Raw genomic sequence first — 11,623 nt, 5'->3', positions numbered from 1 at the left:
GAAAAAAAACATCAAAAATTGAAAATAACAAATTACATTAAACGTCATAAAAAGAAAACAATTGTTCTCGTTGTTTTGTTGATATGTTATGCATTTTGTTTACCAAATGATTTATTTACAAAACCAACATCAACAGTTATTACAAGTAGTAATGGTCAATTATTAGGAGCTTTAATTGCTGATGATGGTCAATGGAGATTTCCACATAATGATTCAGTTCCAGAGAAATTTAAAACCTGTTTAATTCAGTTTGAAGATGAGCATTTTTACAAACATCCAGGGTTTAATCCGATTTCAATTTTTAAGGCATTCAAAGAAAATTTAAAAGCAGGAAAGGTAAAAAGAGGAGGAAGCACCATTACACAACAAGTCATAAGATTAAGTAGAAATAATAGAGATAGAACCTATTTCGAAAAATTAAAAGAATTGATTTTGGCAACGCGTTTAGAGTTCAAATATTCCAAAGAAAAAATAATAACTTTTTGGGCATCAAATGCGCCTTATGGAGGAAATGTTGTGGGTTTAGACGCTGCTTCTTGGCGTTATTTTAATCGGAAATCCTCAGAATTATCGTGGTCAGAAACTGCAACTTTGGCGGTTTTACCAAATGCACCAAACCTTATTTATCCAGGTAAAAATCAAGATAGGTTATTAGTCAAAAGAAACCGATTGTTAAAAAAATTACTCACAAAAAAAGTGATAGATTCTTTAACTTACAACTTATCTATTTTAGAAGATTTACCACAAAAGGCCTATGCAATTCCGCAAATGGTTCCACATTTATTACAGAAAATTAATAAAGAAAAAAAAGGCGAATTTGTAAAAACTACTATTGATAAAAAACTGCAAAATCAAACCAATACCATTGTAAAAAATCATTACAATCAATTGTCTAAAAACGGAATTTACAACATTGCAGTTTTGGTTTTAGATGTAAAAACAAGGCAAGTTTTGAGTTATGTAGGTAATGCACCAACAGACAATAAGCATCAAAAAAGTGTAGATATTATTGATAAACCCAGAAGTACAGGTAGTATTTTAAAACCATTTTTATATGCAGCAATGTTAGATAATGGAGAGCTTTTACCCAATACTTTGGTTGCAGATATTCCTACAAATTTTGGAAGTTATCAACCAGAAAACTTTGATAAAAAATATGCTGGAGCCATATCAGCAAAATTAGCTTTGTCTAGATCTTTAAATGTGCCCACTGTTAGAATGTTGCAAAGTTTTGGTTTAGAAAAATTTCATCACTATTTACAGAAATTGGAATTGAAAGACATCAAAAAATCTGCCAATCATTATGGTTTAACGTTGGCTTTGGGTGGTGCAGAAAGTAACCTTTGGGATTTATGTAAAAGCTACGCAGCAATGGCATCCACCGTAAATCATTATTCAGAAAATTCTAGTAGATATTTTACAAAAGAGTTTTGTGTACCAACTTTTTATGCGAATAAAAACATCGATTTTGGTAGTAAAACATCAGAAAAAATAATTTTTGATGCAGCTTCAATTTACTTAACATTAGAGAGTTTAAAAGAGGTAAACAGACCAAATGCGGAAGAAAATTGGGAGTTTTTTGATTCTTCTAAACAAATTGCGTGGAAAACAGGTACAAGTTTTGGTTTTAGAGATGCTTGGGCAATTGGCACAACCAAAGATTATGTGGTTGGTGTTTGGGTGGGTAATGCAGATGGAGAAGGTAGGCCAGGTTTAGTAGGTGTACAAACTGCTGGTCCAATTTTGTTTGATGTTTTTGATAAATTACCAAATGCTACTTGGTTCGAAAAACCTTTTGATGAAATGACCGAAATTGAAATTTGTACAAAAAGCGGATTTAGAGCAACAGATATTTGCGAAGAAAAAACGTTAGAATTCGTTCAAAATTCGGGTTTAAAAACCAAGCCTTGTCCTTATCATATTCAAGTTAATGTTGATGAGTCTGCGAGTTATCAAGTAAATACTTCTTGCGAAAAACTAGAAAATATTCAGCAAAAATCTTGGTTTGTTTTGCCTCTTTTAATGGAATATTATTATAAGAAGCAAAATCCGTTTTATAAACCACTTCCTAAGTTTAGAAAAGATTGTTTGGGTGATGTAAACAACTCCATGAAATTTATTTATCCCACAGAAAAAAGCACCATTTTTTTACCAAAAGATTTTAATGGTAAGCAGAATGAGCTTATTTTAAAAGTTGCACACTCCAATAACGATGCAATTTTGTATTGGTATGCAAACAATATTTTTTTAGGTACTACAAAAGAATTGCACAGTTTTGCATTTCAACCCAAAACAGGCGATTTTAATTTTACAGTAATGGATAATTTTGGGAATGAAATTCATCAAAAAATTACTGTTAAAGACTAAACCTTTAGATTTTTCTTAACGTAATATCATCATTTTTTTAACATCTTTGTAACAATCAAAAAGTTGTAATAATGAAGATTTATCCCATAGAAACAGGTAATTTTAAATTAGATGGTGGTGCAATGTTTGGTGTGGTACCTAAAACTATTTGGCAAAAGACAAATCCTGCAGACGCTAATAACTTGATTGATATGAGTATGCGTTCTATTTTGATTGAAGATGGACATCGTTTAATTTTAGTAGATACAGGAATGGGGAACAAGCAATCAGATAAATTTTTTGGATATTATTACCTTTTTGGCGATTTTTCTTTAGATAGTTCACTTAAAAAACACGGTTTTCACAGAGATGATATTACAGATGTGTTTTTAACACATTTACATTTTGATCATTGTGGAGGTGTAATTCAACGTACAAAAGAAGGTTTGTTAATTCCTGCTTTTAAAAATGCCAAAGTTTGGTCTAATGATAAACATTGGCAATGGGCAACACTACCAAATGCAAGAGAAAAAGCATCTTTTTTAACAGAAAATATTAGTCCAATAAAAGAAAGTGGTCAGTTAGAATTTATCCACAGAAATTATAAAGATCAAATTGGTTTCGATGTTTTATTTGTAGATGGTCATACAGAAAAACAAATGTTACCAAAATTAGAATATCAAGGAAAAACATTAGTATTTATGGCAGATTTGTTGCCAACAGTTGGGCATATTCCTTTGCCATATGTAATGGGTTATGATACTAGACCATTGCTAACTATTAAAGAAAAAGCAGCCTTTTTAGACTTGGCTGCAGATAAAGAATTTTACTTGTTTTTAGAACACGATGCTAACAACGAAATTTGTACTGTAAAGCATACAGAAAAAGGAGTAAGATTAAACACTACACATAAATTTTCAGAAATTTTTAATTAAGAGAAGTAGATCTATGAAGAGTATAAAAACGTTGGTTTTTAGTGCTGTTGCAGCACTTATTTTTACGGGTTGTAAATCCACACAAGTGGTAGTTTCACAACCGGCTTTAGATGAAATTTTAACAACACCTGCCAAGAAAACAGAATTGTCTAAAGCAGATTTTAAAGTTTGGTCGCATTTAGATATTACCAAAGACTCTATTGCTGGTATGAGTTTAGATAAAGCTTATCAGTTTTTAGAAGGTAAAAAAGCCAATCCTGTAATTGTTGCAATTGCAGATTCTGGAGTAGATGTTAATCATGAAGATTTAAAAGATGTTCTTTGGATGAATCCAAATGAAATTGCAAATAATAATAAAGATGATGATAACAATGGTTATGTAGATGATGTTTTTGGATGGAACTTTTTAGGAAATGCAAAAGGTGAAATTGTAACTACAGATCAATTAGAAATTACTCGTATTGTAAAAAGAGGTAGAGCTAAATTTGCAGATAAAAAAGTTTCAGAAATTGTAGAAGAAGATAAATTAGAATATCAAAAATTTTTAAAATTAGACGAAGAATTTAAAGCTACAATTGTTGAAAAAGAATCAGAAATTCAGCAAATGGCAGCTACGCTTGTTAACTTAAAACGAGTTCAAGAAAATTTTGCGGCTGTAAAAAAGTTAGCAAAAACAGATAGTTTAACCCTAGAAGTGGTTCAGAATTTGAATCCACCAAGTTTAACAGGTGTAATGCAAAAACAAAATGTAGAAAATATTTTAAAACAAGGTATGAGCGAAGCAACTTTGTTAGAATATAAAGGGCAGGTAGAAAATTATACCAAAGACATCAAGAAAGCAATAAAAGGGTATGACTTAGATATGAATTACCGTCAATCTTTAGGCGATAATTTATATGATATTACAGACAAGTTTTATGGTAACAATAATGTTTTAGGTACTGCAGATGCTGCTTTGCATGGAACACATGTTTCTGGTATTGTAGCTGCTAATAGAATGAATAATATTGGTGCTATTGGTGTAGCTAATAATGTAAAAATTATGGCTGTTAGAATTGTGCCAGAAGCAGATGAACACGATAAAGATGTAGCTTTAGGTATTAGATATGCAGTAGATAATGGCGCAAAAATTATAAATACAAGTTTTGGGAAACGTTTTTCACCAAACAAAGATTGGGTTTATGATGCAATAAAATATGCAGCAGAAAACGATGTTTTAATTGTAAATGCAGCTGGTAATGATGGCAAAAATATCGATGTTAGAGAATCTTATCCAACAGACTCTAAAGATATGCTTACAGAATTTACAGACAATGTAATAACAATTGGTGCAAGTAGTTTACATTATGATGAGAAATTACCAGCAAGTTTTTCTAATTATGGAAAAATTAATGTTGATGTTTTTGCTCCTGGAGTAGATATTTATGCATCAACACCAAATAACGAATATGAAGCTTTAAGCGGAACATCTATGGCTGCACCTTCTACAGCAGGAGTTGCAGCATTAATTCGTGCTTATTATCCTAATTTATCAGCAAAAGAAGTAAAATCAATTTTAATGAATTCTGGAGTAAAAATTAACTTTAAGGTTATTCAGCCAGGTTCTCAATCACAAACAAATCAGAAAGGAAAATTGGTTCCTTTTTCAGATTTAAGTGTTTCTGGTAAAATTGTAAACGCTTATAATGCACTTAAATTGGCAGAATATTTATCAAATAAAAAATAACATTTTTTCGAAACGCTTATTTTAAATAAGTGTTTTTTATTTTCAAATCAAATTAAAATTTTTACAATGAAAAAACTACTCTATTTATCATTATTTACGTTCGCGTTTATGGCTTGTACGCAGACTAAAGAGGTTGTTAAAGTGAATAAACAAAGCACAACAGCTAAAGATTTCGATGCTACTTATTGGCAACAAAAGGTTGATTATACCATGGATATTGATATGGATGTAAACAATTATCAATATAAAGGTACACAGAAATTAGTGTATACAAACAACTCACCAGAAGCTTTAGATCGTGTTTTTTATCATTTGTATTTTAATGCATTTCAGCCAGGTTCTCAGATGGATGTTCGTTCGTTAAACATTAAAGATCCTGATGGTAGAGTTAGAGATAGAATTAGCAAATTAAAGCCTAATGAAATAGGTTATATTAAAGTGAATTCTTTAAAGCAAAATGGAGCTACATTAAAATATGAAACTGTAGGTACTATTTTAGAAGTAGAATTAAGTACACCAATAAAATCTGGTGAAACTGTAACTTTTGATATGCTTTTCGATGCTCAAGTTCCAAAGCAAATAAGACGTTCAGGAAGAAATGGTAAAGAAGGTGTTGCACTTTCTATGAGTCAATGGTATCCTAAAATGGCAGAATACGATTTTCAAGGTTGGCACACACCACCATATATTGCACGCGAATTTCACGGAGTTTGGGGAGATTTTGATGTTACGCTTCACATAGATAAAAATTATGTAGTTGGTGGTACAGGATACATACAAAACCCGCAAGAAGTTGGTTTTAATTATGAAGATAAAAACAAGGAATTAACCTTGCCTAAAGGCGATAAATTAACTTGGCATTTTAAAGCGCCAAATGTGCACGATTTTATGTGGGCTGCAGATCCAGAATACAAACATGATGTTTTAACTATGGAAAATGGAATCGATTTACACTTTTTATATAAGAAAACTTTAAAAAGCGAATATTTAGAAAATTGGAAAAATCTGCAACCAAAAACAGCAGAATTAATGACTTATTTTTCTGAAAATGTTGGGCAATATCCTTATAAGCAATACTCAGTAATTCAAGGTGGAGATGGAGGTATGGAGTATGCAATGTCTACTTTAATTACTGGTCAACGTAAATTTGGTAGCCTTTTTGGAGTAACAGCACATGAAATGGCACATACTTGGTTTCAGTTTTTATTAGCTTCTAACGAAAGTTTACATCCTTGGATGGATGAAGGTTTCACCTCTTATATTTCTGGTAAAGCATCTCACGAAATTCTTAAAAAAGGAAATAAAAACCCAAGTGCTGGTCCATATAGAGGTTATAATAATATGGTAAAATCTGGTACAGAAGAGGTTTTAACAACACATGCAGACAGGTTTCATACCAATAGAGCTTATAGCTTTGCAAGTTATGGTAAAGGGAGTATGTTTTTAAGTCAGTTAGAATATATTATTGGCCCAGAAAATACTGCTAAAGGATTAAAAAAATACTTTGATGATTTTAGTTTTAAACACCCAACACCTAATGATATAAAACGTTCTATGGAAAAAGTTTCTGGTATTCATTTAGATTGGTATTTAAACGAATGGACACAAACTTTACATACTATAGATTATGGTATTAAAGCTGTTGATGGTAAAAAAATTACTTTAGAAAGAATTGGTCAAATGCCAATGCCTATTGATTTAGAAGTAACTTACACAGATGGAAGTAAAGAGAATTTTAATATTCCTTTAAGAATGATGAGATCTGCAAAACCAACAACAGCTACAGTTATTGCAGATTGGGGATGGGCATACCCAACGTATTCTTTTGAAACATCAAAAACAGTAAAATCTGTAGAAATCGATACTGAAAAATTAATGGCAGATATTAATGATGAAAACAATGTTTTTAAAGTAAATTAATCTACTTTATTACATAGTATATTAAAAAAAAAGTGAGGTTCTACCTCACTTTTTTTAATGTATAAATTCATTTATTTTTTCGTTTGGTATAAATCCTTTTAAGATTAAAAACACGCCACAAACAATTAAAATAATACCCATTATTCTTTTTATTTTAAAGATTAATAATGGTGTCATTTTGTTTTTTAACTGTTTTGCTAATAATATTTTACCTAAATCAGTAATAAAATAGGCTAAAATAATTACTCCAAAATAACTAAAAATAGCATTCTGATTCATGTTAAGAGTAGGGCCAATTACTAAAACTGTGCCTAGCCAAAAAGCCAAAACACCAATATTTATAAAGTTTAAGAAATATCCTTTTAAAAATAATTTTAGATAATTGTTTTTTACAATTGGCACCTCTATAGTTTTTGCATCTGCAATTGCTTCTTTTTTATTCTGCTTATCAAAATAGGTAATTAAACCATAAATTATTAATACTAAACCACCTATAAAAAACAATCTTGGGTCGTCTTTAATTTTTTCTAATAAAGACCTACTGCCATAATAAGCAATTAAAATAAAAGAAATATCACCTAAAATTACGCCTAAGTCAAAAATTATAGCAGCTCTTGCTCCTTTTAAAATACTGGTTTGTATTAACATAAAAAAAACAGGGCCAATCATAAAAGCCATAAAAAAACCTATAAATAAAGCGTTTTTAAAATCGTAAATGTCCATTTTTTAAAAATACCATTTTTTAATTGAAGTCAAAAAAAGAAAGGATGGAAAACCCATCCTTTACGATTAAATATATGTTTGCTATTGTTTAAACATCATCAAAATCGATGCTTATTTTGGGTGTAGTTGGGTAAGCTTGGCAGGCTAAGATTAAACCTTCTTCAACCTCACTATCAGTTAAAATAGAGTTTTTAACCATTACTGCTTTTCCTTCAGTAACTTTACACATACAAGAGCTACAAACTCCACCTTGGCAAGAGTAAGGTGCATCTAAATCATTACGTAAACTAGCTGCTAAAATATCATCAGTTTGTGGCATTGTAAAGGTTGTTTCTTCATCATCTAACAACACTGTGATTTCTGTAATTCCTTCTTTTACTTCAGAAGCAGCTTCTTTATCAATAGAAACTGTAAATAATTCAAAATGAATATTTTCTTTAGTAAAGTAATTACCTTTTAAAGTATTGGTAACCTCATTAATCATTTCTTCTGGGCCACATAAAAAAGCAGCATCAAAAGGGTTTTCTTTATACATGTTTTTTACAAAGTAGTTGGTTACACTTTTATCTATTCTACCTCTTAATTGATTTTTTACATCTTCTCTACTAAAAATATAATGCAATTTAAAACGATCAGAATATGATGTTTGTAAGGAGTTTAACTCATCATAAAAAATAGTGTCAGCAGCAGTTTTATTACCATAAACCAAAGTAAATTTAGAAGTTGGTTCGTTTTCTAACACCGTTTTTATCATCGATAAAATTGGTGTAATTCCAGAGCCTGCAGCAAAAGCAATATAGTTTTTGTTTGCTTCTGGTTTTAACTCAAATCTACCTTCTGGAGCAGAAATTTCAATTTCATCACCCGCTTTTAATTCTGAAGTTGCATATTTAGAAAACGTTCCATTTTCTACGGCTTTTATGGCTACTCTAATTTCATCACTTTTTGGTGATGAACAAATAGAATATGCTCTTCTAATTTCTTCGCCATTTATTACTTTTTGTAAAGTAATGTATTGTCCTGCTTCAAAATTAAAATCAGATTTTAAATGTTGAGGTATCTCAAATACAACAGAAACCGCATTTGCGGTTTCTTGTTTAACTTCTTGTATGTTTACTTTGTGAAATGTTGCCATTTAAATATGTTTTATACCAAACTATTTGCAATTAAATATTCGGCAATTTGAACTGTATTTGTAGCAGCACCTTTTCTAAGGTTATCTGCAACAATCCACAAATTTAAGGTATTTTCTTGAGATTCATCTCTTCTAATTCGTCCAACAAACACTTCATCTTTATTATGAGCGTTAATTGGCATTGGGTAAACGTTGTTTGCTAAATCATCTTCTACAATAACTCCAGGAGTTTCGCTTAAAATTTGACGAACTTCAGCCAATTCAAAATCATTTTCAAACTGCACGTTTACTGCTTCTGAGTGCCCACCAGCAGTAGGAATACGAACAGCAGTTGCTGTTACAGAAAAAGAATCGTCTCGTAAAATTTTCTTAGGTTCTTTTACCAATTTCATTTCCTCTTTTGTGTAACCATTATCTAAGAAAATATCACAATGAGGTAAAGCATTTCTACCAATTTTATGAGGATACACCATTTCTCCTTCTATACCTGCTTCTTCATTATCTAATTGTTGTACAGCTTTTACACCAGTACCAGAAACAGATTGGTAAGTAGAAATTACTACACGTTTCATTTTGTATTTTAAATGTAAAGGAGATAAAGCAGCTACTAACTGAATTGTAGAACAGTTAGGGTTTGCAATAATTTTATCTTCTGCAGTTAAAACATCGCCATTAATTTCTGGAACTACTAATTTTTTAGTTGGATCCATTCTCCAAGCAGAAGAATTATCAATTACAGTGGTGCCCACTTCTGCAAATTTAGGAGCCCATTCTAAAGAGGTATCTCCACCAGCAGAAAATAGCGCTACATCTGGTTTTAAGTTTACTGCATCAGCTAAAGTTACAATAGTGTATTCTTTGCCTTTGTAAGATAATTTTTTACCAGCAGATCTTTCTGATGCTACAGGTATTAATTCTGATATCGGTAAATTACGCTCTTCTAAAACTTTTAACATTACAGTTCCAACCATTCCAGTTGCTCCAACTACAGCTATTTTCATTACTTTTTAATTTAGTATTGTATTTTGTACTGCAAAGATGCTAACAAAAAAAATGCTAACCATTATTTTAATAAATATTTACCAAAATAATTCAGGATGTTTAATTTTTAACAAGTTGATATAAATTTTCTATAAATGAAAAACCATCCAATATTAAATTGAATGGTTTAACGCTTATTAGTAGTCAGAAACTAATAGTTATTTTCAAAAATATTTATCATAAAAAAGCATCAATACCATAATTACCTTTAAACATACCTACAGCAAGAACAGCAGCTACGCAAATAATTAAGATGCTTAAAGGAATTATCAAACGATCTACCATAGAAAGTCTTTTGGCTCTATCTTTATCACCAATTAAGCCATTATTATCTAAGAACATTGCTAAAGCCCAAGCTAAAACAGGGTTTGTAACCATTGCCATAAAAATACAAACACCAGCAGCTTGTGCACAGGCACTTTGTTTTATCATTTGTACACCAGCTTCTATCATTGGTAAAAACACACCTACTAGTAAAGCAATAGATCTTACAGGTGGCCAAACAGCAACATCCATTGGGCTACCTAAGATTGCGACAGCTATAACCATTATTCCTAAAAGTATGGCGCCAGCAGGAATTGGTCTTTTTGCAATAGCTGCAGGTATTAAATAAGTTCCCCAAGAAGAAGTAATATTACCACCACCAACTGCAGTACCAACCATTTGCCTTATAGAACACATTGTCATTGTATCATCTACGTCCATTAAAACTTTTTCAGATTTTTTAGGATAATTCATTTCCTGAAAAATTCGATGTCCTAAAAAGTCAGGAGACCACATTGCTACTGCTAAAATTGCAAAAGGTAAAGAAGCAATAAAATGCTGTGTTTTGGGTAAACCAAGCATCCAGCCATCTTCTGTGCTGCCCCACCAATATGCAGGATTAAGATTTGGTAAACCCATTTCTGTTGTAAAATGTAAATCGAAACTAGCACCACCAATTAAAGCAATTACCAAGGCTGTAATGGCACAAGCAGGTATTGCAAGCCAACGTTTATCAATCCTTGCCAAATAACTGTATAAAATAACAGTAATAGCTAAAATGATAAGGCCTAAATATCCCATAGAACCCATTTCTATAGTTGATGATGAAAGCCCCATGCTCCAATTTTGTATGGTTTTTATTTGGCTGAGAGCTCCAGAAAATCCTAAGAAAATTAGTAAACCACCAGCTACACCTTTACTCGTTAAATTTACCAAACGAGACCCTCCTTTAAAAAAACTCAATAGCAAACCAAAAACACCAATTAAAATTGCCAAAGCTAATGGATGTGCACCAGCTAAAGCGATGCTTGCAATTAAAGGAATCATTGGGCCATGATTACCTGCTAAATTTGCTCTCGGATTAAAAAAACCGGAAGCTAGAATTACAAATAAAAATGCAGGAATAATCATTTCTACTCTAGAAACTTCAATGGCAAATTCTTTACCAAGTGTTATGTGGTCCCAAGCATTTGTTAAACCTTCTGCCCAAGCCATCATTACAGATGAATACATAGCAATAATACCTAAAGTACCAGCTAAAGCTGGTACTAAATCTTCCCATTCGAATCTATAATCTCTTCCAGGAAAATTTAATTTAAATCGTCTAGGTTTCATTATTTGTAATTCATGATCTAAATATTCTGATCTATTTTCAAATTCTGAAGCAGGTTTATGTTGTTCTTTGTAGGTTTTCATGCTGATAATGTTTGTGTGACTTAAAGCTATTTTTATGCAGTACTATTCTACTTAATGTGTTTATAACATTAAGAAACTTGCCTTTTTAGATTAATAAGATGTTTGTTAAAAGGTTTA

At 31.2% G+C, this 11,623-nt stretch carries 8 protein-coding genes; 4 read left to right on the top strand and 4 right to left on the bottom strand.

The genetic code is table 11. From position 1 onward, the window contains the following. Window positions 1–18: 18 nt before the first annotated feature. From pbpC to ACJJVK_RS03665, 4 genes are all read left to right on the top strand, one after another. Window positions 19–2,367, top strand: a complete 2,349-nt coding sequence (gene pbpC / locus ACJJVK_RS03680; protein WP_405563274.1) for a penicillin-binding protein 1C — start codon at window positions 19–21, stop codon at window positions 2,365–2,367. Between the two features lie 71 nt (window positions 2,368–2,438). Continuing rightward, window positions 2,439–3,281, top strand: a complete 843-nt coding sequence (locus ACJJVK_RS03675) for an MBL fold metallo-hydrolase (protein ID WP_405563271.1) — start codon at window positions 2,439–2,441, stop codon at window positions 3,279–3,281. A gap of 13 nt (window positions 3,282–3,294) precedes the next feature. Then, window positions 3,295–5,007 carry a S8 family peptidase gene (locus ACJJVK_RS03670; RefSeq protein ID WP_405563268.1) on the top strand — a complete coding sequence of 571 codons (1,713 nt, stop codon included), beginning with the start codon at window positions 3,295–3,297 and terminating at the stop codon, window positions 5,005–5,007. A 66-nt stretch (window positions 5,008–5,073) separates the two neighbouring features. Further along, window positions 5,074–6,927 (top strand): M1 family metallopeptidase, encoded by a 1,854-nt coding sequence (locus tag ACJJVK_RS03665; protein ID WP_405563265.1) that lies wholly within the window; start codon window positions 5,074–5,076, stop codon window positions 6,925–6,927. Between the two features lie 54 nt (window positions 6,928–6,981). On the opposite strand, the gene ACJJVK_RS03660 is transcribed toward ACJJVK_RS03665, so the two are convergent. The 4 genes from ACJJVK_RS03660 to ACJJVK_RS03645 all read right to left on the bottom strand — a co-directional run bounded on the left by ACJJVK_RS03660 (window position 6,982) and on the right by ACJJVK_RS03645 (window position 11,506). Continuing rightward, window positions 6,982–7,650, bottom strand: a complete 669-nt coding sequence (locus ACJJVK_RS03660; RefSeq protein WP_405563263.1) for a LysE family translocator — start codon at window positions 7,648–7,650, stop codon at window positions 6,982–6,984. 88 nt (window positions 7,651–7,738) lie between these two features. Further along, entirely contained in the window at window positions 7,739–8,785 is a 1,047-nt protein-coding gene (locus ACJJVK_RS03655; RefSeq protein WP_215994031.1) for a ferredoxin--NADP reductase, read from the bottom strand. A gap of 11 nt (window positions 8,786–8,796) precedes the next feature. Beyond that, a complete protein-coding gene (locus ACJJVK_RS03650; RefSeq protein WP_405563259.1) occupies window positions 8,797–9,786 on the bottom strand; it encodes an aspartate-semialdehyde dehydrogenase in 990 nt (329 codons plus the stop codon). A 217-nt stretch (window positions 9,787–10,003) separates the two neighbouring features. Then, on the bottom strand, window positions 10,004–11,506 hold the full coding sequence (locus tag ACJJVK_RS03645) for a DUF3360 family protein (RefSeq protein ID WP_405563257.1): 1,503 nt from the start codon (window positions 11,504–11,506) through the stop codon (window positions 10,004–10,006). Window positions 11,507–11,623 lie beyond the last annotated feature (117 nt).

Source organism: Polaribacter sp. Asnod6-C07, assembly GCF_045063625.1.
Classification (GTDB): Bacteria; Bacteroidota; Bacteroidia; order Flavobacteriales; family Flavobacteriaceae; genus Polaribacter; species Polaribacter vadi_A.
This window is presented reverse-complemented; position numbering and strand designations above follow the sequence as displayed.

Bases quoted from the DNA above. Each gene is read 5' to 3' on its own strand.
- ACJJVK_RS03670 (WP_405563268.1), top strand. From the start codon at position 3,295: ATGAAGAGTATAAAAACGTTGGTTTTTAGTGCTGTTGCAGCACTTATT.
- ACJJVK_RS03655 (WP_215994031.1), bottom strand. From the start codon at position 8,785: ATGGCAACATTTCACAAAGTAAACATACAAGAAGTTAAACAAGAAACC.
- ACJJVK_RS03650 (WP_405563259.1), bottom strand. From the start codon at position 9,786: ATGAAAATAGCTGTAGTTGGAGCAACTGGAATGGTTGGAACTGTAATG.
- ACJJVK_RS03645 (WP_405563257.1), bottom strand. From the start codon at position 11,506: ATGAAAACCTACAAAGAACAACATAAACCTGCTTCAGAATTTGAAAAT.
- ACJJVK_RS03660 (WP_405563263.1), bottom strand. From the start codon at position 7,650: ATGGACATTTACGATTTTAAAAACGCTTTATTTATAGGTTTTTTTATG.
- ACJJVK_RS03665 (WP_405563265.1), top strand. From the start codon at position 5,074: ATGAAAAAACTACTCTATTTATCATTATTTACGTTCGCGTTTATGGCT.
- ACJJVK_RS03675 (WP_405563271.1), top strand. From the start codon at position 2,439: ATGAAGATTTATCCCATAGAAACAGGTAATTTTAAATTAGATGGTGGT.